Origin of the sequence: Massilia phyllostachyos, from assembly GCF_021044825.1 — a bacterium.
Lineage (GTDB): Bacteria > Pseudomonadota > Gammaproteobacteria > Burkholderiales > Burkholderiaceae_D > Telluria > Telluria phyllostachyos.
Genome location: NZ_JAJNOC010000005.1, coordinates 37,233 through 58,374, shown reverse-complemented (window position 1 = coordinate 58,374; position 21,142 = coordinate 37,233). Strand labels below are relative to the sequence as shown.

The window sequence follows — 21,142 nt, the reverse complement described above, 5'->3', positions numbered from 1 at the left end:
CCACGATTCGGTCCAGGGCGCTAGTAGGCCATGCAAATCTGATAAGCTGGTGTCGACAACAGCATCCAACCACATCCCAATCATGCGCAGCATTTCCCAGATACTCAACGACGCCAAGACCATCGCCATCGTCGGCCTTTCCAACAAGCCGGACCGCGCCAGCCACGAGGTGGCCCACTACCTGCAGCAGGCCGGCTACCGCATCGTGCCGGTAAACCCGAGCTATGCGGGCGACACCATCCTCGGCGAGACCGTCTACGCCTCGCTGCAGGACGCGGCCGACGCCCTGGCCACGAGCGGCCAGCCGATCGACATCGTCGACTGCTTCCGCAAGTCCGAGGACATCCCGCCGATCGCGCGCGAAGCGATCGCGGTGCGCGCCGGCTGCCTGTGGATGCAGCTCGATATCGAGAACCAGGCCGCGGCCGACCTCGCGCGCGCCGCCGGGCTGGACGTGGTCCAGAACCACTGCATCAAGATCGAGCACCGCAACCTGCAGGGCTGACGATTTTTACAGGGCAGGCTGCGTTACAATCGGGGTATCGCCACCCTCGATTGCCTCCGTCATGTTCAAGACCACCGCCCTCGTCCTCGCCGCCATCGCCGCGGCGAGCCTGCACCAGCCCGCCGCCGCCCAGACGGCTGCCGCACCCGCCGTCCGTCCCGCGATGGCGGCCTGCCCCGCCATCCTGAAGCAGAACTTCAAGCGCCTGCAGGACGAAGCGCCGCAGGACCTGTGCCAGTACGCCGGCAAGGTGGTGCTGGTGGTGAACACGGCCAGCTACTGCGGCTTCACCAAGCAGTACGAGGGACTGGAAAAGCTGTACGCCAAGTACGGCGGCCGCGGCCTGGTGGTGCTGGGTTTCCCGTCGAACGACTTCGGCAAGCAGGAGCCGGGCAATGCGAAGGAGATCGCCGACTTCTGCTTCAACACCTACGGCGTGAAATTCCCGATGTTCGCCAAGAGCGCGGTCACCGGGCCGGAAGCCAATCCGCTGCACGCCAGCCTGACCAAGGCGACGGGCCAGGCGCCGAAGTGGAACTTCACCAAGTACCTGATCGGGCGCGACGGCAAGGTGCTGGAGTACTTCCCGAGCAAGGTGACGCCGGAAGATCCGGCCCTGGTCGGCAAGATCGAGGCGGCGCTGTAATAACCTTGATCTGATTATGGGTATTTGATCCACATCAACGATTTTTTTGCGCTGCATCAATAAGCTTACCTTCGTTACTCAAGACGAAGACGAAAGGTAAGAAAAAGATGAAAGCGATATGCAAGCATGTGCTGGCGGCGGTCCTCGCCGTCGCCGGTAGCCAGGCCCTGGCGCAGGAAGTCCAGGATTCCAACTGGCTGGTGCGCGCCCGCGCCGTCCACATCGACCCCGCCAATGAATCCACGCCGCTGGCGGGCGTCGGCGCCGGCGACCGCATCCACGTCAGTACCAAGACGATTCCCGAAGTGGACGTCTCCTACTTCTTCACGCCGCACCTGGCGGCGGAACTGATCCTGACCTATCCGCAGAAGCACGATGTGACCCTCGACGGCCAGCGCATCGGGAGTTTCCGCCACCTGCCGCCGACCCTCACGGCCCAGTACCATTTCGCGCCGCAGGCCAGCGTGCGTCCCTACGTCGGCGCCGGCGTCAACTACACCCGCATCTCGCGCGTGAAGCTGCTGGGTGGCGCGGCGACGCTGGAGAAGGACAGCTGGGGGCTGGCGCTGCAGGCCGGGGTCGATATCAAGCTCGACGCGCGCTGGTCGGTCAACGTCGACGTCAAGAAGGTGAAGCTGCGCAGCGACGTGCTGCTGGGTGGCGCGAAAGCGTCCGAGGTCCGCGTGGATCCGGTGCTGGTCGGCGTCGGCGTGGGCTACCGCTTCTGATCTACGTTGCGGGCGCGTCGTCGATGATGACGGCGCGCAGCGGCCCGCGCAGCGCATTGCAGACGACGATATCGTCCGCCTCTTCCAGCATCGCGCGCGTGATCACGCGCTCGCTCGCCTGCCAGGCGGGCGCTCCCAAGAGCACCGCGCGCATCACGCCGGGCAGCAGGCCGCAAGCCAGAGGCGGCGTGAACCACTGGCTGCCGAAGCGTACGAATACATTGCTGCGTCCTCCTTCGGTGAGTTCCTCGCGTTCGTTGAAGAACAAGGCGTCGAAGGCGCCCTGGGCCTCGGCGGCGCGCCAGGCCGCGTCGTAGCGGCTGCGCACGCCCGTCTTGTGGCGCAGGAAGACGTCGCCCGAGTGCGTGGCCTCGCCTGCCAGCAGCAGCGCCACCGGCTCGTGCAGCGGCTGCAGCGGCGCCGCTTGCACCCTCATCTCGCCGGACGGCTGCACGGCCAGGCGCAGGCGGTGCAGCTGGCCGGGCGCCATCGCCAGGCAGGCTTCGACCAGCGCCGCGCGCGCCGCGCCGATTTCGAAGGGATAGCCGAAGTAACGGCAGGATGCATGCAGGCGGTCGAGGTGCTGCTCGAGGTGGCGGCAGCCGTCATCCCGGCTGGCGCGCAGGGTCTCGAAGATCTCGAATTCGTTGCCCAGTCCCGTCAGGAAGCGCGCCTTCAGTTGGCACTCCGCGAATTCGCTTGCCGCATCGCTGTCGTGGACGATGCCGGCGCCCACGCCCAGCTCCCCGCGCCGCGTGCCGCCCTCCGGCGCCGACAAGGCCAGGGTGCGGATCGGGACCGACAGGCAGAAGTCCCCGAACCGCGCCCCGCCGGCAGGCGGATCGAACCAGCCGATCGCGCCGGTATAGATGCCGCGCGGGGCGGGCTCCAGTTCGTGGATGATCTCCATCGTGCGCCGCTTGGGCGCGCCCGTGATCGAGCCGCAGGGGTAGAGGGCGGCGAACACCTCCTCCAGCGTCGCCTCCGCGCGCAGGCGCGCCTGCACGGTGGAGGTCATCTGCAGCACGCTGCCGTAGCGCTTCACCTCGAACAGGGCCGGCACCTCGACGCTGCCGGTGACAGCAATGCGTCCCAGGTCGTTGCGCAGCAGGTCGACGATCATCAGGTTCTCGGCGCGGTTTTTCACGTCCTGCGATAGGTCGCGCGCGCGCGCTTCGTCGACAGCGTCGTCGCCGCCGGCCGGCGCCGTGCCCTTCATCGGGCGCGTCACGAGCTGGCCGCCCGCATGGCGCACGAACAGCTCGGGCGAGAAGGAGAGCAGCGCTTCGCCGCCGGGCAGGGCCACCAGGGCGCCGTAGGGCACGCGCTGGCGCGCCCGCAGGCGCGCGTACAGGCCGACCAGCGGACCGTAGGTGTCGAAGCGCAGGCGGTAGGTATAGTTGACCTGGTAGGTGTCGCCGGCCGCGATGTAGTCGCGGATGCGCCCGATCGCTTGGATGAAGGCGGCTTCGTCGACGTTGGCCTGGACACCCGCCACGCCGGCCGGTTCAAGGTGCGATGCGCGGGTGGCGATCCAGGCCTCGACCTGGCTTGCCTCCATGTGCTCGCACTGCGCGAACAGCAGCACGCGCGCCAGCGGGCCGTCGAGCGCATGCGCCGGCAGGCCCTGCAGGCGCGCGCCCAGCTCGTAGGTCAGCAGCGGCACCGCGTACAGCCCGCGCGCCAGCGCTTCCTGCATCTGCGCCAGCAGCTGCGGCCAGCCGGCGGCGTCCACGCAGGACAGCGTGTCCGCATGGCGGCTGTACAGGCGCGACCGGGCTTCGCCTTGCGCGCCGGCGTCGTCGAGCAGTGCGAAGACTTCCTGGGTGTCCATGATGCGGCCTGAAAAAAACCTTTATGCGGCCAGCAGCAGCGAGAGCTGCACGGCCGTGCCTTCGGCCGGGTTGTGCTTGAAGCCGCTCTTGGCGAAGCGGTGCCAGCGTCCGGTCACGTAGCTGACCAGCAGGCTGGCGCGCGCCGCGACGTCGTCCTCGATCCCGTGGCCCTGGCTGACGGCCACCCGCAGCGCCTGGCGGCAGGCCATCTCGATGCGGTCGTAGAAGCCGTTCATGCGCGACTGCAGGCGCTCGTCTTCGCCGACCAGGGCGTCGCCGATCAGGACCCGGGTCATGCCCGGATTGCTGGCGGCGAAGCCGAGCAGCATCTGCAGGATCGCGTGCGCCTGGTCGACACCGCGCTCCTCGCGCTCGGCGATCTGGTTGATCAGGCCGAAGACGCTGGCCTCGATGAACTCGATCAGGCCCTCGTACATCTGCGCCTTGCTGGCGAAATGGCGGTACAGGGCCGCTTCCGACACCGACAGGCGCGCCGCAAGGGCGGCCGTGGTGATCTTCTCGCCCTTGGGCTGCTCGAGCATCGAGGCCAGGGCCTGGAGGATTTGCAGCTTGCGCTGACCAGGCTTGGTGCTTGCCATGTGATCCCTAGTTTTTGGAGTGTTATCGATATTTTTTTATGCCTCAGCGCAGACGATGCATGCGCGCGGGCAACTGTCGCACGGATTTTACTTTGACATCGACGTAGCGGGGGCGTTTCAGGGTCCTCGGCAAGGGGGCACGACCGATCGGATCGCTCATGCGCAGGTACTGCGTCACCCAGACCGTGCGCAGGCCAAGCCGGCTCGCGCTCTTCAGGTTGGCCAAGGTGTCCTCGACCAGGATGCAGCGCTGCGCCGCCACGCCGTGCTTGCGCAGCAGGCGGCGCAGCATCAGGGCGGACGGCTTGGGACGCAGCTGCCCGTGCACGTGCATGTGCTCGATCGCCACGTGGTGCGAGAAATGGCGCGACAAGCCCAGGTGGCGCATCACCTCAAGCGAATACCGCGTCGGCGCATTGGTCAGCAGGATCTTGCGGCCCGGCAGGCGCCGCAGCAGGGTGGCCAGGCCCTTCTCGAAGCGCACCAGCTTGTCCAGCGCGCCGAGGTCGTGGGTCTGGTGCAGGAAGTCTTTGCTGCAGACGCCATGGTGGCGGATCATGCCGAGCAGGGTGGCGCCGTAGCGCTTCCAGTAGCCCAGGCGCGCGGCGTCGACGGCTTCCTGGCTGGCTGGATTGACTCCATCGCCCAGGACCCGCGCGATATAGGTGTTCATGTTCGCGCTGATCGCTGGAAAAATCGCATGAGATGCGTCATGCAGGGTGTTATCCAGGTCGAATAGCCAGACGGGATTGGCGAGCGTAATATTTTGCATTTACTGCGGACAATTTACTTCGAAACAACAAGGAGAAAGACAATGCGACGTCCGATTATAGTAGTGTTCTTCAGCCTCTTCCTGATGGCATTCCAGGCCCTGGCCGCCGAGCGCGGGGCCCTGTTCAAGGTCAGCAGCGGCGCCAACGTCCTCCACCTCTACGGCACCGTGCATGCCGGGCGTCCCGATTTCTATCCGCTCGAGCCGCGCATCGGCGCCGCGATGGGCGCCGCGCCGACCCTGGCGCTGGAACTCGACTCGAACGCCGACCCGGCGGCGATGGGCGCCATCATCATGAAGCACGCCATGTTCCCGACCGCCGCCGAGGGCTTGCCCGGCTTGCCGGAGGCACGCCGCCAGCGCCTGGAGACCTCGCTCAGGAAGCAGGGCATCGAGCCGGCCGCGGTGGGCCAGATGAAGCCCTGGCTGCTGGTCGTGACGCTGGCGATGGTCGACGCCGCGAAACTCGGCTACGACCCGAAGCTGGGTGTCGACGCCCACCTGGCCAGCCTGGCGAAGAGCAGCGGCAAGACCCGCGTCATCGAGCTCGAATCGATGGATTACCAGATCGGGCTGTTCAACCGCATGCCTGTCGACGACCAATGGACGATGCTGGAAGACACGCTGGCCGACATGGAGTCGGGCCGCCACACGCGCGAGGCGCGAGAACTGTTCGCGGCCTATGAAAGCGCGGACCAGGCGGCGCTGGAGCGGGTCGCCAAGCGTCTCGAAGAAGACAACACCGTCGGGGGCAAGTTCACCCGCGAGGTGTTGATGGTCGAACGCAATGGGCCGATGGCGGACAAGATCGTCTCGCTGGTCGCGCGCGAAAACAATGCGGTGGTGGCGGTGGGGCTGCTGCACCTGGTCGGCAAGAACGGCGTGCCGGAACTGCTGCGCAAGCGCGGCGTGAAGGTGGAGCGGGTGTACTAGGGAGATTTACTGCAGGAGGGGAGTGGTGCCCTTGACGTGGATTGAACACGTGGCCTCTCCCTTACCAAGGGAGTGCTCTACCACTGAGCTACAAGGGCATTCAGGTCAATTTTCGTGGCGGTTATTTCCGCCACAAAAAATTTAGTGAGACCGGATCATAGTGCCAAAAGCCTGTTCGGTCAAGACTTCCAGCAACAAACTGTGCTCGATGCGGCCATCGATGATGTGGACCGTATTGACGCCCGACTTCGCCGCGTCCAGCGCCGACGAGATTTTCGGCAGCATGCCGCCCGAAATCGTGCCGTCTTCGAACATCTCGTCGATCTCGCGCGCCGACAGGTCGGTCACCAGATTGCCCTGCTTGTCCTGCACGCCGGCGATATTGGTCATCATGATCAGCTTCTCGGCCTTCAGGATTTCCGCGATCTTGCCGGCGACGACGTCGGCGTTGATGTTGTAGGCCTGGCCGTCCTGGCCGAAGCCGATCGGCGAGATGATCGGGATGAAGGCATCGTCCTGCAGCGCCTTCACCACCGCCGGGTTGATCGCCTCGATTTCGCCGACGAAGCCGATGTCGAGGAATTCGCCCGGCTTTTCCTTGTCCGGCATCGCCATGCGGCGCGCGCGGATCAGGCCGCCGTCCTTGCCGGTCAGGCCCACGGCCTGGCCGCCGTAGTGGTTAATCAGCATCACGATGTCCTGCTGGACCTCGCCGCCCAGCACCCACTCGACCACTTCCATGGTCTCTTCGTCGGTGATGCGCATGCCCTGCACGAAGGTGCCCTGCTTGCCGATTTTTTTCAGCGCATTGTCGATCTGCGGACCGCCGCCGTGCACCACGACCGGATTCATGCCCACCAGTTTCAGCAGGATGACGTCGCGCGCGAAGCCGTGCTTCAGGCGTTCGTCGGTCATGGCATTGCCGCCGTACTTGATGACGATGGTCTTGCCGTGGAAATTACGGATGTAGGGGAGCGCCTCGGCCAGGATCTGTGCCTTGATCTGCGGCGATACTTTGGTCAGATCGTTGGGCTGGTCGTCGGGATTCAGGCTGGCAAGAGTAGCGTTCATGAGGGGTCCAAAATAAATGTCGCAAGATTTTAAGGCAACAGGGTAGTACTTGTGCTGATTATATGGCGTCTTGTTGTATTTTATTGGCCTGATGGCTACTTATCGGAACAGAGGGGGAGAGGGTGAGCGTTTGTACGCGTTGCGGCGCCGAGTTCAGCTGCGCAATGGTCGAGGGCAGTTCGGAGCCGTGCTGGTGCACGGCCTTGCCGCCTGCCGTGCCGGTGCCGCAGGAGGCGGCCGGCTGCTGGTGCCCGGCTTGCCTGCGCGCCCACATCGCCGCCCATCCCATCGAACCCGTCAACGCTGGGTCTTGAAGAAGCGCAGCATCTCCCGGCTCGCATCCGGCCCCTTCCCATCCGTGTAGCTGCCGCGCGCATTCCCGCCCGACCAGGCGTGGCCGGCCCCGTGGATCACCCAGTGCTCCGCATGCACGCTGCCGTCGTCGTGGTGGTGGGTGGTGCGCGTGAAGGCGTGGCCGTTCGGCACCTGGCCCGGTTCCACCGCGGTGCGGCGCGCGCGGCCGCGCGCCACCAGTTCCTCGCCATTGGCGGGGTGCACGGTAGTGTCGCGGTCGCCGTGGAACACGATGATCGGCAGGCTGCGGCCAGGCGCCTGGCTGCGCCGGAACTCGCCTTTCATTGCCGCCAGCGCCGAGGGCAGGTCGCTCGCCGAGGCGAACGGCAGGCCCGAATGCACGCCCACCGCGGCGTACAGCTCCGGGTACAGGGTGCCCATGATGATGGCCATCGCGCCGCCGGCCGACAGACCGGCCACGTACACCTGGCGCGAATCGACCGCGTGGGTTTCCATGACGGCGCGGGTGATGCCGGCGATGATCGCCGGTTCGCCCTGGCCGCGCTGCTGGTCCGCTTCGTTGAACCAGTTCCAGCAGCGCGAAGGATTGGCGGCCTGCGACTGCGCCGGATACACCACCAGGCAGCCGGTCTCCTCGGCCAGCGCGTTCATGCCGGTGCCGTGGGCGAAGTCGTCCGGGTCCTGGGTGCAGCCGTGCAGCATCACGATCAGCGGGGCCGCGATGCCATTCTCCTCATACGTGCTCGGCACGTAGAGCTTGTACTGGCGGGTGCCGGCCGAGGTGGTGTGGCTGCCCTCGGTGAAGCTGCCGGGCCAGGGCGCGGGCTGGTCCTGCTGCGCGCCCGGGCCGCCGCGCATGGCGTCCATGCTGCGCTGGAGCTCGGCCAGCATGTCGGGCGCCGCCTTCGCGTGCACATTGGGCAGGCCGCCGCGCTGGAAGGCCGCGGCCTGCTTCATCGCTTCCTGCACGATGGCGGTGGTATCGACCGGCGTCTGCTTGAGCAGCTTGCGGGTGGCCTTGCGCATTTGCGCCAGCAGGTGCATGTTCATCTTCATGGTGTTTCCTTTCAGCGGATACGGTCCGCCAGGGCGGTCTTGACGGCGCTGCTCGCATGCAGGGCACCGAGGACGACGATCGATTCGATGGTCTCCAGCGCCAGCTCGGCCGGCACGTCGTGGGCGATGCTGGCCATGCCGAGCACCTGGATCTGCAGCCGCTCGCCGGCTTCGCGCGCCCGTTCGAGGTCGGCGCGGGTGTAATGGTGCATGCCCAGCACCAGGCTGCGCCGCGCCACGGTCTGGCGCACCACTTCCGCATGCGCCTGCAGCTGGTTGCGGATGGCGGTGCGGATCAGGTCCGAGCGGTTCGCATAGAACCCTTCGCTCACCAACAGGTCGATCTGGCCGAGGTCGATCGGACCCAGGTTGATCGTGATCTTTTCCGAATCCGCCGGCCGTACGAGTTCTGGTTTCATGATGCCGTCCACTTCCTTACGCCACGCTTTCACCATCCACGTGGATGGTGCATGGAGTGTACGCTCTCCATTCAGCAGGTCAAGCGGAATCCAACCGAATCCGCGCCGGGCCGCGCCGATCGGCGATAATGCTGGCTTGTGTTTTCCTCAACCCGACCGACGCCGAGTTCTCCATGCCGGACTTCCAACAGGCCATGCGCGCCCCGTCCTCGACCACCCTGCCGCTGGTGGTCGACCTCGACGGCACCCTGACGCCGACCGACACCCTGGTCGAATCCGTGCTGCTGCTGGCCAAGCGCCGGCCGCTCGCCCTGTGCAAGCTGCCGTTCTGGCTGTTGCGCGGACGCGAAGTCATGAAGAGCGAGATCGCGCGCCGCGTCGGCATCGACCCGGAAGAGCTGCCCTGGCGCGACGACCTGCTCGACTGGCTGCGCCAGGAGCGCGCCGGCGGACGCGAGCTGGTGCTGGCCACCGCCGCGCACCGTTCGATCGCCGAGGGCGTAGCCGGCCACTTGCAGCTGTTCGACCGCGTGCTGGCCACCGACGACACGCGCAACCTGAAGGGCGCGAACAAGCTGGCGGCGATCCGCGCCGAAGTCGGACCGGCCTTCGCCTACGCCGGCGACAGCGCGGCCGACCTGCCGGTGTGGGAAGGGGCGCAGGCCGCCGTGCTGGTGGGGGCCTCGGATAGCGTGGCGCGCAGCGTGCGCGCACGCCATCCGGTCGAACGCGAATTCGCGCGGCCGGCTGCCGGCCCGGCGGTGTGGCGCAAGGCGCTGCGCATGCACCAGTGGGCCAAGAACCTGCTGCTGTTCGTGCCCCTGCTCACCGCGTTTTCCTTCCTGCCCGCCGACCTGGCCACCATGGCGCTCGCCTTTTTGTGTTTTTCGGTCGCGGCCTCGAGCACCTATATCGCGAACGACCTGTGGGACCTCGGCAACGACCGCAGGCACCCGCGCAAGCGCCTGCGTCCCTTCGCCAGCGGCGTGCTGCCGGTGACCTCGGGCGTGGCGGCGGCCGTGCTGTTGCTGGGACTAAGCTTTGCGCTCGCCTTCGTGGTAAAACCGGCCTTCGCCGCCATGCTGCTGGCCTACGTGGTGCTGACCACGGCCTATTCCTGGTTCCTCAAGGAGCGGGTACTGGTCGACGTCTTGGTGCTCTCGCTCCTGTACACGATGCGCATCGTCACCGGTTCGGTGGCGGTCGGCATCCACACCAGCTCCTGGCTGCTGGCCTTCTCGCTGTTCCTCTTCCTCAGCCTGGCGCTGGTGAAGCGCTGCGCCGAGCTGCAGCTGCTGCAGGCGCGCGGCCAGGCCAGCGCGCACGGGCGCGACTACCGCGTGGTCGACCTGGCGGTGCTGTGGCCGATGGGCCTGGCCTCGGCCCTGTGCGCAGTGGTGGTGCTCGGCCTCTTCATCAATGCGCCCGAGACGCGCGAGCGCTACGCCAGCCCGGACCTGCTGTGGGGCCTGGTGGCCCTGATGATCTACTGGCTGGGGCGCCTGTGGATCAAGACCGCGCGCGGCGAGATGGACGACGATCCGGTACTGTATGCGCTGAAGGACCGCGGCAGCCGCGCGGTCGTCGTGGCCATGGTCGGCGTCGCCCTGTGCGCCTATTTTTTCGGCCTCCCCGTTACCTGAACCGTTCATGAATCCCGAAGAGCAAACCCCCGTTCCCTCGCCCTGCATCAACGTCTGCCGGATGGTCCCCGAGACCGGCCTGTGCCAGGGTTGCATGCGCACCATCGAGGAGATCATCGCCTGGAGCAAGTCCGGCGACGACTACAAGCGCGCCGTGTGGGCCGAGATCCGCCGCCGCGAAGCCGAGATCGACTGGGGCTGAGATGACGACCCGGCTGCCCGCTTCCATGCAGGTCTTCGAGCGCGGCTGGCTGTCGTCCAACAATGTGCTGTTCACCGGGCCGCATGACACGGCGCTGGTCGACAGCGGCTACCTGACGCATGCGCCGCAGACGCTGGCGCTGCTGCGCCATGCCCTGCAGGGCCGCCCGCTGGACCGCCTGCTCAACACCCACCTGCATTCCGACCACTGCGGCGGCAACGCGCTGCTGCAGGCGAGCTACGGCTGCCATACCGCGATTCCCGTGCTGGAAGCCGACAAGGTCGCGGCCTGGGACGAGGAGGCGCTCAGCTACCGCGCCACCGGCCAGCAGTGCGCGCGCTTTACCTTCGACGCCACGCTGGCGCCGGGCGACGTGCTGGAGCTGGGCGGCCTGCGCTGGCAGGTACTGGCGGCGCCCGGCCACGACCCGCATGCGCTGCTGCTGTTCTGCGCCGACGAGGGTGTGCTGATGTCGGGCGACGCGCTGTGGGAAAACGGCTTCGGCGTGATCTTTCCGGAGCTGGCGGGCGAGCCGGGTTTCGCGGAGGTCGGCGCGACGCTGGACCTGATCGCCACGCTCGACGCGCGCATCGTGATTCCCGGCCATGGCCCGCTGTTCGACGACGTGGCCGGCGCATTGACGCGGGCGCGCGGGCGGCTCGCTTACCTGAGCGGCGACCCGGTGCGCAATGCCGAGAATGCGGTCAAGGTGCTGCTCAAGTTCCTGCTGCTGGAGCGGCGCGCGCTGGCGCTGGAGGCCTTGCCGGAGTTGCTGGGGTCGATCCCGCTGGTCGAGCGAGTGCGTACTCACTATCTGGGCCGGAGCGCCGGGGAGCTGGCGCAGTGGGCCGGCGCCGCCCTGGTGCGCGCCGGCGCCGCCCGTGTCGAGGAAGGGCAACTGATCGACATTTAGAGGGGAAAATCTAGCACGATCGTTCTTTTTTCAGGGCTATAATGGCCGGAGCCCATTTGACCAACCGACAACCCGAGAGCCTTCCATGACGCTGCCACCCGTGTTGCAAGACCTGACCCTTCCCGTCATCGCTTCGCCGATGTTCATCGCCAGCGGTCCCGCCCTGGTCGCGGCCCAGTGCAAGGCCGGCATCGTCGGTTCCTTCCCGGCCCTGAACGCGCGCCCGGCCGAGCTGCTCGACACCTGGCTGACCGACCTGCAGGCCGAACTGGCCGACTACGCAGCCGCCAATCCGGGCAAGAAGGTCGGGCCGATCGCGGTGAACCAGATCGTGCACCAGTCGAACGACCGCCTGGCGCACGACGTCGAGGTCTGCGTGAAGCACCAGGTGCCGATCATCATCTCCTCGCTGCGCGCGCCGCCGAAGGAGATGCTGGACGCGGTGCACGCCTATGGCGGCATCGTGCTGCACGACGTGGTCTCGATCCGCCACGCGGAAAAGGCATTGGAGGCGGGCGTCGATGGCCTGATCCTGGTGGCGGCCGGCGCCGGCGGCCATGCGGGCGCGCTGTCGCCGTTCGCGCTGGTGGGCGAGGTGCGCAAGTTCTTCAAGGGCCCGATCGCGCTGTCCGGAGCGATCGCGACCGGCGACGCCATCCTGGCCGCCCAGGCCATGGGCGCCGACTTCGCCTACATCGGCTCGCGCTGGCTGGCGACCAGGGAATCGAACGTCAGCGACGCCTACCGCGACGCCATCGTCGATTCGAGCGCGGCGGACGTGGTGTACACCAACCTGTTCACCGGCGTGCACGGCAACTACCTCAAGAAGTCGATCGTCGCGGCGGGGCTGGATCCGGACAACCTGCCGGAATCGGACAAGAGCAAGATGAGTTTCGGGTCGGGCAGCGCCAAGGCCTGGCGCGACATCTGGGGCGCGGGGCAGGGCGTGGGTTTGATGGACGACGTGCCGACGGTGGCGGAGATGGTCGAACGTCTGAAGGCGGAGTACACCGCGGCCCGTGCCCGTCTTTTGTAGGGTGGACGCGTCTCCCGTCCGCGCGTTCAAATTTCTTGTGAGCCGCTACTGCGCATCCGGGAGTTGAACGCGTGGGCGGAGGACCGCCCACCTACGAACATCATTCGTCCAGGCGCTTCGCGTCTGGAACCGGGAACGCCGGCGGCGGCTCGGCCGCGCTCAAATCGGCCTGGCTGATCGACCATAGCCCCGGCAGATTGCGCCAGTAGTTGTACACATCCATCCCGAAGCCCACCACGAACTCGTTCGGCAAGGTGAGCCCGACCAGGTCCGCCTTGATCGGCTTGGCGCGCTTCAGATCCTTGTCCGCGAACACCGCGATCACGACTTCGGCCGCGCCCATGTCGAGCAGGCGCTGCTTCACGTGGGCCAGGGTCTCGCCTTCGTCGAGGATGTCGTCGACCACCACGATGATGCGGCCGGTGACGTCCTGGCGCGGGATGACCTTCCACACGATCTGGCCGCCGCGGTCGGCGTCGCCGTAGCGGCTGACGTGGATGTAGTCGAATTCGAGCGGGAAGTCGAGCTGGGGCAGCAGGTTGCCGGTGAAGACGACGGCGCCGCCCATCACGCCCAGCACCAGCGGGAAGGATTTCTCGGCGCCGAAGCGGGTGTTGAGCTGCTCGGCGACGCGCTGGACGGCGGCCTGCACTTCTTCGGGGGTGACGATCTGGGTGGCGTTGGCCAGCAGGGCGCGGGCGCGGTCGTGGTGGTAGTCTTGCATGGTCACTTTGGTTCAGGTCTGAAGGAATCGCAGGCGATTATGCGCCTGGCACGGGCACAGGGGTGTTCCGCTTGGAATCAACCTGCGCGAATCAATCCGCGATCTCGCGTTGCAGCTTGCGGGTGAGCTTGGCGAATACCAGCTCATGGGAGCGGCGCAGCAGGGCGGCCAGCTCGGCGTCGTCGAGCTGCGCCTCGCCGTTCACGTACACCCATTTGGCGCGCGCCAGGTAGGGCGCCGGAATGATGCCGGGACGGTCGGTGAGCTCCAGGAAGCGCTCGTCGTCGACCTTGAAGCTGAAGCCCAGCGCCGGCGCCTCCTTGTTGGTGATGGCGAACATCTTGCCGCCCACCGAGAACACGGTGTCGTTGTCCCACTTGGTATCTTCGGTGCAGCCGGGCAGGCTGCGGCACACGTCCTTGGCCGCTTCGAAATCCATGCTGGTCTCCTCGTTTTTTCTTTGGGACATTGTAGCGGATGATGTCCTGGCGCAATATGCCGACGCGCCACGTCGCGGCATTGCGGCGTATCATATGTGGCTTGCAAAACAACGGAACACCACGCCATGTCCTCCCCAGAATTCGAACAAGCCCGCAGCCAGCGGCTCGCCACGCTCCGCGCCGCCATGGCGGGCGCCGGCATCGACGCCTACATCGTGCCGTCGAGCGACCCGCACCTGTCGGAATACCTGCCCGGCCACTGGAAGGGACGCGAATGGCTGTCCGATTTCACCGGCTCGGTCGGCACCTTCATCGCCACCGCGAACTTCGCGGGCGTCTGGACCGATGGCCGCTACTGGACCCAGGCCGAGACCGAGCTGGCGGGCAGCGAGATCGCGCTGATGAAGATCCCGGGCGCGGCCAGCCAGCTGCACGTGGAATGGCTGGCGGCGAACCTGTCCGCCGGCCAGACCGTGGCGGTCGATGCGCGCGTGCTGGGCCTGGCCGGCGCGCGCCTGCTGCAGGATGCGCTGGCGGCGAAGAACATCCGCCTGCGCCTCGATGTCGACCTGCTCGACGAAGTCTGGCGCGAGCGCCCCGCGCTGCCGGGCGACGCCGTGTTCGAACACCTGCCGCCGTATGCGACCAGCAGCCGCGCCGACAAGCTGGCCGCCACCCGCGCCGCGATGGAGCAGCATGGCGCCGGCTACCATTTCATTTCGACCCTGGACGACATCGCTTATCTCTTCAACCTGCGCGGCGCCGACGTCAGCTTCAACCCGGTGTTCCTGGCGCATGCGCTGCTGGGCCGCGCCGATGCGACCCTGTTCGTCGGCGAAGGCAAGGTGCCGGCGGACGTGGGCGCGCGCCTGGAAGCGGACGGCGTGCACCTGGCGCCATATGCCAACGCCGCCACCGCCCTGAGTGCGCTGCCGGACGGCGCGACCCTGCTGCTCGACCCGCGCCGCGTCACCGCCGGCATGCGCGCCGCGGTCGCGCAGGGCGTCAACGTGGTCGAGGCGATCAACCCGACCACCTTCGCCAAGTCGAAGAAGCTCGAGAGCGAAGCCGTCAACGTGCGCGCCGCGATGGAACAGGACGGCGCGGCGCTGTGCGCATTCTTCGCGTGGCTGGAAGCCGAGCTGGCCAATCCAGGCCGCGCGCCATTGGACGAAGTGGCGATCGACACCCACATCACGGCCGCACGTGCGCGCCGTCCGGACTTCATCAGCCCGAGCTTCTCGACCATCGCCGGCTTCAATGCCAACGGCGCGATCATGCACTACCGCGCCGCGCAAGAGACGTGTGCCACCATCGAAGGCGACGGCCTGCTGCTGATCGACTCGGGCGGCCAGTACCTGGGCGGCACCACCGACATCACGCGCGTGATCCCGGTCGGCACGCCGTCGGAAGCGCAGCGGCGCGACTACACCCTGGTGCTGAAAGGGATGATCAACCTCTCCGCCACCCGCTTCCCGCGCGGCACCCGCGCGCCGCTGCTGGACGCGATCGCGCGCGCTCCGATCTGGGCCGCCGGCATCGACTACGGCCACGGCACCGGCCACGGCGTCGGCTACTTCCTGAACGTGCACGAAGGCCCGCAGACGATTTCTCCCGCCGTGCCGCCGGAGCCGCACACGGCGATGGAGCCGGGCATGATCACCTCGATCGAGCCGGGCATCTACCGCCCGGGACGCTGGGGCATCCGCATCGAGAACCTGGTGTACAACCAGTTAGTGGACACGACCGAGTTCGGCGAGTACCTGGGCTTCGAGACGCTGACCCTGTGCCCGATCGATACCCGTCCCCTGGTGCGCGAGCTGCTGCGCGAGGACGAAATCGCGTGGCTGAACGCCTACCACGCCACCGTGCGCGCGCGCCTCGAACCGCTGGTGGAAGGCGCGGCGCGCGACTGGCTCTTCAAGCGCACGGAGGCGATCTGATATGGCCAGCTCCCGTTCCACCCGCGCCAGCGCCGCGGTCGACCGCCTCAAGCGCCGCACCGGCAATGCCGGCTATTCGATGGCGCGCACCGGCGACGGCCTGTTCTTCCTTGCCGAGTCGCCCGGCGCGCCGGCGCTGAACGCGCCGCTCGAGCTGGATGATTTCGTGGCCTTCGTGAACGGCCTCGGTCCGCAGGAGGTCAAGCGCATCAGCAAGAACGACGTCGAGTTCGAGAAGCAGCTGGTGCGCAAGAAGCCCGGCGTATGAACCACGCACTGCCGGCCGACCTGATCGCGGCCTACTGGTCCGAGCGCGGGATCTACGCGAATGCGCTGATCCTGGCGCACCTGGCCGGCGCGCTGGCGCTGGGCCTCTTGGTCGGCTACGAGCGTGCCTACCACGGGCGTGCGGCCGGCATGCGTACCTACGGGCTGGTGTGCATGGCCTCGGCGGCGCTGACGATCCTGGCCGGCTATCCGGACTTCTGGTACGGCGGCCATGGCGGCGTGCTGGCGCCGGTCGACCCAACCCGCATCATCCAGGGCGTGGTGACCGGCATCGGCTTCCTTGGCGCCGGCGTCATCATGCGCGAAGGCTTCAACATCAGCGGTCTCACCACGGCCGCCTCGATCTGGGCCTCGTCCGCGATCGGCATCCTGGTCGGCGTCGGCTTCTATCTGGCGGCGATGGGACTGGCCTTCTTTTCGGGGATGATCATGATCTACCTGAACCGGTTGGAATCCTTCCTGCCGTCGCGCCACGCGGTGGCGGTGCGGATGCGTTTCAAGCCGCAGGTGATGCCGCGCGAGGACGTGCTGCGCGCCGCGGCGCTCGAGCGCGGCTACGAGATCGCCGGCAGCTCGCTCACCATCAGCAGCGACGAAGGGCGCCAGGAATGGCGCTTCGTGGCGCTGGCGCTGTCCAGGAAGAGCGGGGCGCCGCTGTCCGAACTGGCCGACGAACTGGCCGCTTTCGAGGGACTGGAAGCCTTCCAGCTGTCCCACGCACGCAACTAAGAACAACAACGCTTTTCAAAACGGGATCGACCCATGCAAGCACAAGACGTACTCGATTTCTGGTTCCTGCCGGAGGGCAGCGAAGGCCACGGTAAGCAGCGCATCGAATGGTTCAAGAAGGACGATGCCTTCGACGCGCAGATCCGCGAGCGCTTCGGCGCCCTGATCCACCAGGCCATGGCCGGCGGCCTGCGCGAGTGGGACGAGATCGGCCCGCGCGGCACCCTGGCGCGCCTGCTGGTGCTGGACCAGTTCACCCGCAACGCCTTCCGCAACCAGCCGGAATCCTTCGGCGGCGATGCGCTGGCGCTGGGCGCGGCGCGCCAGCTGGTCGATTCCGGCGCCCACCTGTCCTTGAACCCGGTGGAGCGCCAGTTCGTCTACATGCCCTTCGAGCACGCCGAGGACGCGCGCATGCAGGAACAGGCCGTGACCCTGTTCACCGCGCTGGCGCAGGAACACGAGGGCTTCAACGAGGCGCTCGACTACGCGCACCGCCACCGCGGCGTGATCGCGCGCTTCGGGCGCTTCCCGCACCGGAACGCCATCCTGGGCCGCGCTTCCTCGCCGGAAGAGCTGGCCTTCCTGGAACTGCCCGGCTCCAGCTTCTGAGGTGGCGCCGTTATTGAACCTGGTCGGCGCCGGCCACGTCGGCCGCACGCTGGGGCGGCTGTTCGCGGCGCACGGCGCCTTCACCGTCCAGGATGTCCTGACCCGCAGCCCGGACAGCGCGCTTGACGCCATCGCCTTCATCGGCGCCGGCGACGCTTGCGGCGGCATCGAAGGAATGCGCCCTGCGCAGGTGTGGATGCTGGCGGTCGGCGACGACGCCATCGGCCCGGCCTGCGCGGCGCTGGCCGCCAGCCGGCCGCTCGCCGGCAGCGTCGTGTTCCACTGCAGCGGCGCCAAGGCGTCGGGCGAACTGGCTGCGGCGCGCGCCGCCGGCGCGTTTGTGGCGAGCGTGCACCCGGTGCGCAGCTTTGCCGATCCGCAGGCCGTGGCCGACGCGTTTGCCGGCACCTGGTGCGGCGTCGAGGGCGATCCCGAGGCGCTGGCGGTGCTGGAACCGGTCTTCGCGGCGATCGGCGCGCAGCTGGTGCGCATCGACCCCGCCGCCAAGACGGTTTATCACGCGGCCGCGGTGTTCGCCTCCAACTACCTGGTGACGGTGCTGGACGCCGCGCTGCGCGCCTATGCCGCGGCCGGCGTGCCGGCGAGCGTCGCGCGCGAGCTGGCGCGCCCGCTTGCCACCGAAGCCCTCGCCAACGTGTTCCGCATCGGGCCCGAAGCGGCCCTCAGCGGCCCGGTGGCGCGCGGCGACTTCGCCACCGTGGCGCGCCAGCAGGAAGCGGTGACGCGCTGGGATGCCGACACCGGCAGCCTGTACGAGGCGCTGGTGGCGCCGACCGCCGACTTGGCGCGCCGCAAACGCGAGGTTTGACCTATTCAAGGAGTATCGATGTTCTTCACCGCCTGGGCCACCCTGGCCGCACTCGGCGTCTATTTCTGGACCGGCGTGAACGCCGGCCGTTCCCGCATCCGCCACAACATTCCGGCGCCCTCGATGGAGGGGCCGGAAGCCTTCCAGCGCAGCCAGCGCGTGCAGGCCAACACCCTGGAGCAGCTGCCCCTGGTGCTGGTGCCCTTGTGGATGTGCGCCTATTTTCTGGGCGACGTGTGGGCGGCGGCGGGCGGCATGCTGTGGTGCCTGGGCCGCATCGCCTATGCGCTCGGTTACTACCGCGACCCGGCGCACCGTGAAATCGGCTTCATCACCGGGATGGTCGCCTGTGCGTTGTTAATTTGCGGCACTATTTTTGGTCTCTTGCTGACATAAACCAAAAAAGTAAAGACAAAGGGTGACAAAGTTCCTGCATGGCAATAAGCTTGGAGACGAGCTAGACTAGCAACCGCCATACGGATAAGGAAAAACCATGCTGTTCCTGAAGAGCACCAGCGTCACCAAGGCCCCCGGCATCTATGAAGTGGACGTCGCCGCGAAACCGCCCGGCAAGACCTTCGGCGTGTTCCTGGCGACCGACCCGGACAATCCGCCGCAGACCGTCCTGCTGGGCCTGGCCGAGCTGGGCTTCAAGAATACCCATCAGCAGAACTATGTCCACAAGGACAAGGGCAAGGTGCTGGACCTGCACTTCCAGAAGGACGGCACCGACCTCTTCAACGGCTGGAAGGCCGACGAGTGCAGCGCCAACCTGGCCGCGATCGAATCCCTGTTCGGCAACGTCGGCGTCGCCGTCACGCCGCGCGTGATGAGCCTGGCCGAAGCCTACGCTTGATTCTGCCTTCGCCTCAGGCCTGTACCTCGATGTGGTACAGGGCCCAGGGGCAGGCGCCGAAACGTTCCTTGATCGGCCGCGCCGCCATCTCCGGCACGCGGTCCGCATCGTAGACCGCCCATAAGAGACCAAGCCCGCCGAGCGCCATCGGACGGCCGTCCAGGTGCGTCGCCACGATCATCTTCCACATCCGCGCCTGCGCCATCGGGATCGCGGCCGCATAACCGTCCACCGCGCGCAGCACCACCTTGGCCGTGTCCGCCGGCTGGGCGCCGGCCAGCGCCAGCACGTCCGCCAGCAGCGGGCCGCGCAGGGTGTGCGGCTTGCCGTCATATTCCAGGGTCGGCTCGATGGTCCGCGCCGGCAATGCCGCCACCATCGAGAAGTCCAGCGCGAACGCGCGCGTAAATTCCAGCTTGTGCTTGACCATCATCTGGTCGAGCGCCGGATCCAGGGCGCCGCGGTTGCTGCGCCGAATCCCGCCGCTGATCGTCAGCAGGACCGGACCGCTCGGCGCGCGCGGCGGCGGCGCGGCCAGGCTTGGCATGCTGCCGGCAGCCAGGGCGGCGCCCAGGAAGTGACGTTTGTCCATGAGAAAATAGGGTCGATGGCGAAGCCGTCATCTTAGCGATGAAACTTGCAAAATGGACTTATTTTCTTCAAGCACTGCCCTGATGCCGATGCCGATCCGCGATGGCGAGCTCGGCTGGCTGGCACAGCTGCCGCTGCCACTGTCGAACGCGGAAGTGCTGGCGCGCCTGGTCGAGGAAACCGCGTGGCGCCAGGACAGCATCGTGGTCTACGGCAAGCGCCATCTGCAGCCGCGCCTGAGCGCCTGGCATGGTGACAAGGCTTACCGCTATTCCGGCCTGACCCTGGCGCCGCTGCCGTTCACGCCCTTGCTCGACACCATCCGCCACGCCGCCCAGCTAGCTACCGGGCGGGAGTACAACAGCGTGCTGCTGAACTATTACCGCGATGGCCGCGACAGCATGGGCATGCACAGTGACGACGAGCCGGAACTGGGGGCCGAGCCCGTGATCGCCTCGGTCAGTTTCGGCGCCGAGCGCATCTTCGTCCTGCGCCACAAGACGGGCGGCGAGAGCGTGAAATTGCCGCTGAGCGATGGCAGTCTGCTTTTCATGGGCGGTGTGCTACAGAACCATTGGTTGCATGGCATTAATAAGACGAGCAAGCCGGTAGGCGCACGAATCAACCTAACTTTCCGCAAAATCTATTAAACAGCTCGCTTTTTTCAGTATCTATCCAGAAAATATCTAACCGAAGAGTCATTAAGTTACACTTGCTTACAGTTCTTACGGGTTTGGGACGGTTTTAGGATTGCCCGAGTGCTATCGTGAAGCCATCGCGATTCACGGGAATCGCGAACCAGACAAGTAAAGGATTCACGCATGAACAAGCTCATCGTTGCACTGATCGCATCCGTCGCCGCCATGTCGGCAGCCCAGGCCCAGCAAACCGCGCCGCGCGCCTATATCGGCGCCGGTATCGCCAGCGCCGACCACGACCTGAAGGCTCCGGGCGCCGCCAATGTCGATACCGAGGGCTGGAAGGCTTCCGGCAAACTCTTCGGCGGCTACGAGTTCAACCAGAACTGGGGCGTCGAAGCCGGCTATACCGACTTCCGCAAGTCGGACGTCAACTACCGCATCGGCAATGCCAATGTGCGTGGCGAAACCGAAGGCCACTCGGCCTACCTGGCGGCCAAGGCCACCCTGCCGGTGAACGAACAATTCTCGGTCTACGGCAAGCTGGGCGCGGCGCGCAACAAGGCCGAACTGCGCGCAATCAGCGGTATCGAAAGTATCAGCCGCAGCAAGACCGAGGCCTATGGCGCGCTTGGCGCCCAGTATCAGCTGAACCAGGACGTGGCCCTGGTCGCCGAGTACGAACGCTATGGCAAGAGCAAGGATTTCGGCCAGAAGGCCGACGTGCTGACCATCGGCGCGAAGTACAGCTTCTGATCGACAGCTCCTGAGCGACAGCTTCACCAAACAAAAAGGCCCTGCGGGGCCTTTTTGTTTGTG

The 21,142-nt window shown here is 66.8% G+C and carries 27 protein-coding genes and 1 tRNA gene; 18 read left to right on the top strand and 10 right to left on the bottom strand.

Annotated elements, in window-relative coordinates:
• The first annotated feature begins 82 nt into the window (after nt 1-82).
• The 3 genes from LQ564_RS15730 (at nt 83) to LQ564_RS15720 (ending at nt 1,879) form a co-directional block, all read left to right on the top strand.
• Complete coding sequence (locus LQ564_RS15730) at nt 83-505, top strand: CoA-binding protein (RefSeq protein ID WP_231059062.1); 423 nt, start codon at nt 83-85, stop codon at nt 503-505.
• A gap of 61 nt (nt 506-566) precedes the next feature.
• Nucleotides 567-1,151: a glutathione peroxidase gene (locus LQ564_RS15725; RefSeq protein WP_231059061.1), complete on the top strand. Its 585-nt coding sequence runs from the start codon at nt 567-569 to the stop codon at nt 1,149-1,151.
• Between the two features lie 107 nt (nt 1,152-1,258).
• A complete protein-coding gene (locus LQ564_RS15720) occupies nt 1,259-1,879 on the top strand; it encodes an OmpW/AlkL family protein (RefSeq protein ID WP_231059060.1) in 621 nt (206 codons plus the stop codon).
• 1 nt (nt 1,880) lies between these two features.
• Here the strand turns inward: LQ564_RS15720 and pabB are convergent, their stop codons facing one another.
• Genes pabB through LQ564_RS15705 form a run of 3 tightly spaced genes read right to left on the bottom strand, consistent with a single transcriptional unit; the run spans nt 1,881 to nt 5,085 of the window.
• Complete coding sequence (gene pabB / locus LQ564_RS15715) at nt 1,881-3,713, bottom strand: aminodeoxychorismate synthase component I (protein WP_231059059.1); 1,833 nt, start codon at nt 3,711-3,713, stop codon at nt 1,881-1,883.
• 21 nt (nt 3,714-3,734) lie between these two features.
• Complete coding sequence (gene slmA, locus LQ564_RS15710) at nt 3,735-4,313, bottom strand: nucleoid occlusion factor SlmA (protein WP_231059058.1); 579 nt, start codon at nt 4,311-4,313, stop codon at nt 3,735-3,737.
• Between the two features lie 43 nt (nt 4,314-4,356).
• Nucleotides 4,357-5,085, bottom strand: coding sequence for an HAD-IA family hydrolase (locus LQ564_RS15705; protein WP_231059057.1), 729 nt, complete (start codon nt 5,083-5,085; stop codon nt 4,357-4,359).
• Nucleotides 5,086-5,127: 42 nt separating this feature from the next.
• On the opposite strand from LQ564_RS15705, the gene LQ564_RS15700 reads away from it, so the two are divergent.
• Nucleotides 5,128-6,018 (top strand): TraB/GumN family protein, encoded by an 891-nt coding sequence (locus LQ564_RS15700; protein WP_231059056.1) that lies wholly within the window; start codon nt 5,128-5,130, stop codon nt 6,016-6,018.
• Nucleotides 6,019-6,041: 23 nt separating this feature from the next.
• Here LQ564_RS15700 and LQ564_RS15695 read toward each other — a convergent pair.
• A tRNA-Thr gene (locus tag LQ564_RS15695) sits at nt 6,042-6,116 on the bottom strand.
• Between the two features lie 43 nt (nt 6,117-6,159).
• The gene (argB, locus tag LQ564_RS15690; protein ID WP_231059055.1) at nt 6,160-7,089 is read right to left on the bottom strand and encodes an acetylglutamate kinase; all 930 of its coding nucleotides are present in this window, start codon (nt 7,087-7,089) and stop codon (nt 6,160-6,162) included.
• 122 nt (nt 7,090-7,211) lie between these two features.
• On the opposite strand from argB, the gene LQ564_RS15685 reads away from it, so the two are divergent.
• Nucleotides 7,212-7,403, top strand: coding sequence for a cysteine-rich CWC family protein (locus LQ564_RS15685; protein WP_231059054.1), 192 nt, complete (start codon nt 7,212-7,214; stop codon nt 7,401-7,403).
• Here LQ564_RS15685 and LQ564_RS15680 read toward each other — a convergent pair.
• Nucleotides 7,387-8,460 carry an extracellular catalytic domain type 1 short-chain-length polyhydroxyalkanoate depolymerase gene (locus LQ564_RS15680; protein WP_231059053.1) on the bottom strand — a complete coding sequence of 358 codons (1,074 nt, stop codon included), beginning with the start codon at nt 8,458-8,460 and terminating at the stop codon, nt 7,387-7,389. The two genes, LQ564_RS15685 and LQ564_RS15680, sit on opposite strands and share 17 nt — an antisense overlap.
• A gap of 11 nt (nt 8,461-8,471) precedes the next feature.
• Nucleotides 8,472-8,879: a ribbon-helix-helix domain-containing protein gene (locus LQ564_RS15675; protein WP_231059052.1), complete on the bottom strand. Its 408-nt coding sequence runs from the start codon at nt 8,877-8,879 to the stop codon at nt 8,472-8,474.
• A 173-nt stretch (nt 8,880-9,052) separates the two neighbouring features.
• Between LQ564_RS15675 and LQ564_RS15670 the strand changes: the two genes are divergently transcribed.
• The 4 genes from LQ564_RS15670 to LQ564_RS15655 all read left to right on the top strand — a co-directional run bounded on the left by LQ564_RS15670 (nt 9,053) and on the right by LQ564_RS15655 (nt 12,673).
• Nucleotides 9,053-10,522, top strand: coding sequence for a UbiA family prenyltransferase (locus LQ564_RS15670; protein WP_371873504.1), 1,470 nt, complete (start codon nt 9,053-9,055; stop codon nt 10,520-10,522).
• 7 nt (nt 10,523-10,529) lie between these two features.
• Nucleotides 10,530-10,724, top strand: coding sequence for a DUF1289 domain-containing protein (locus LQ564_RS15665; RefSeq protein ID WP_231059051.1), 195 nt, complete (start codon nt 10,530-10,532; stop codon nt 10,722-10,724).
• 1 nt (nt 10,725) lies between these two features.
• Entirely contained in the window at nt 10,726-11,637 is a 912-nt protein-coding gene (locus LQ564_RS15660) for an MBL fold metallo-hydrolase (RefSeq protein WP_231059050.1), read from the top strand.
• Between the two features lie 85 nt (nt 11,638-11,722).
• Nucleotides 11,723-12,673, top strand: coding sequence for an NAD(P)H-dependent flavin oxidoreductase (locus LQ564_RS15655; protein WP_231059049.1), 951 nt, complete (start codon nt 11,723-11,725; stop codon nt 12,671-12,673).
• A gap of 100 nt (nt 12,674-12,773) precedes the next feature.
• On the opposite strand, the gene LQ564_RS15650 is transcribed toward LQ564_RS15655, so the two are convergent.
• Together LQ564_RS15650 and LQ564_RS15645 are read right to left on the bottom strand one after the other, a co-directional pair.
• Nucleotides 12,774-13,397 carry a hypoxanthine-guanine phosphoribosyltransferase gene (locus LQ564_RS15650; protein ID WP_231059048.1) on the bottom strand — a complete coding sequence of 208 codons (624 nt, stop codon included), beginning with the start codon at nt 13,395-13,397 and terminating at the stop codon, nt 12,774-12,776.
• Between the two features lie 91 nt (nt 13,398-13,488).
• A complete protein-coding gene (locus LQ564_RS15645; RefSeq protein ID WP_231059047.1) occupies nt 13,489-13,836 on the bottom strand; it encodes an MmcQ/YjbR family DNA-binding protein in 348 nt (115 codons plus the stop codon).
• A gap of 126 nt (nt 13,837-13,962) precedes the next feature.
• Between LQ564_RS15645 and LQ564_RS15640 the strand changes: the two genes are divergently transcribed.
• The 7 genes from LQ564_RS15640 (at nt 13,963) to LQ564_RS15610 (ending at nt 19,094) form a co-directional block, all read left to right on the top strand.
• The gene (locus tag LQ564_RS15640; protein ID WP_231059046.1) at nt 13,963-15,780 is read left to right on the top strand and encodes an aminopeptidase P family protein; all 1,818 of its coding nucleotides are present in this window, start codon (nt 13,963-13,965) and stop codon (nt 15,778-15,780) included.
• 1 nt (nt 15,781) lies between these two features.
• Nucleotides 15,782-16,048, top strand: a complete 267-nt coding sequence (locus LQ564_RS15635; RefSeq protein ID WP_231059045.1) for a hypothetical protein — start codon at nt 15,782-15,784, stop codon at nt 16,046-16,048.
• Nucleotides 16,045-16,797 carry an MgtC/SapB family protein gene (locus LQ564_RS15630; protein WP_231059044.1) on the top strand — a complete coding sequence of 251 codons (753 nt, stop codon included), beginning with the start codon at nt 16,045-16,047 and terminating at the stop codon, nt 16,795-16,797. The genes LQ564_RS15635 and LQ564_RS15630 overlap by 4 nt, the downstream gene beginning before the upstream one ends.
• 33 nt (nt 16,798-16,830) lie before the next feature.
• Nucleotides 16,831-17,409, top strand: a complete 579-nt coding sequence (locus LQ564_RS15625) for a DUF924 family protein (protein ID WP_231059043.1) — start codon at nt 16,831-16,833, stop codon at nt 17,407-17,409.
• A 1-nt stretch (nt 17,410) separates the two neighbouring features.
• The gene (locus LQ564_RS15620; RefSeq protein WP_231059042.1) at nt 17,411-18,238 is read left to right on the top strand and encodes a Rossmann-like and DUF2520 domain-containing protein; all 828 of its coding nucleotides are present in this window, start codon (nt 17,411-17,413) and stop codon (nt 18,236-18,238) included.
• Between the two features lie 18 nt (nt 18,239-18,256).
• The gene (locus tag LQ564_RS15615) at nt 18,257-18,634 is read left to right on the top strand and encodes an MAPEG family protein (RefSeq protein WP_231059041.1); all 378 of its coding nucleotides are present in this window, start codon (nt 18,257-18,259) and stop codon (nt 18,632-18,634) included.
• A 97-nt stretch (nt 18,635-18,731) separates the two neighbouring features.
• Nucleotides 18,732-19,094 (top strand): hypothetical protein, encoded by a 363-nt coding sequence (locus tag LQ564_RS15610; protein WP_231059040.1) that lies wholly within the window; start codon nt 18,732-18,734, stop codon nt 19,092-19,094.
• Nucleotides 19,095-19,107: 13 nt separating this feature from the next.
• Here LQ564_RS15610 and LQ564_RS15605 read toward each other — a convergent pair whose 3' ends face one another.
• Nucleotides 19,108-19,686: a putative pterin-binding protein gene (locus LQ564_RS15605; RefSeq protein WP_231059039.1), complete on the bottom strand. Its 579-nt coding sequence runs from the start codon at nt 19,684-19,686 to the stop codon at nt 19,108-19,110.
• 82 nt (nt 19,687-19,768) lie between these two features.
• On the opposite strand from LQ564_RS15605, the gene LQ564_RS15600 reads away from it, so the two are divergent.
• On the top strand, nt 19,769-20,335 hold the full coding sequence (locus LQ564_RS15600; RefSeq protein ID WP_307729968.1) for an alpha-ketoglutarate-dependent dioxygenase AlkB family protein: 567 nt from the start codon (nt 19,769-19,771) through the stop codon (nt 20,333-20,335).
• A gap of 171 nt (nt 20,336-20,506) precedes the next feature.
• A complete protein-coding gene (locus LQ564_RS15595; protein WP_231059037.1) occupies nt 20,507-21,079 on the top strand; it encodes an outer membrane beta-barrel protein in 573 nt (190 codons plus the stop codon).
• Nucleotides 21,080-21,142: the final 63 nt, after the last annotated feature.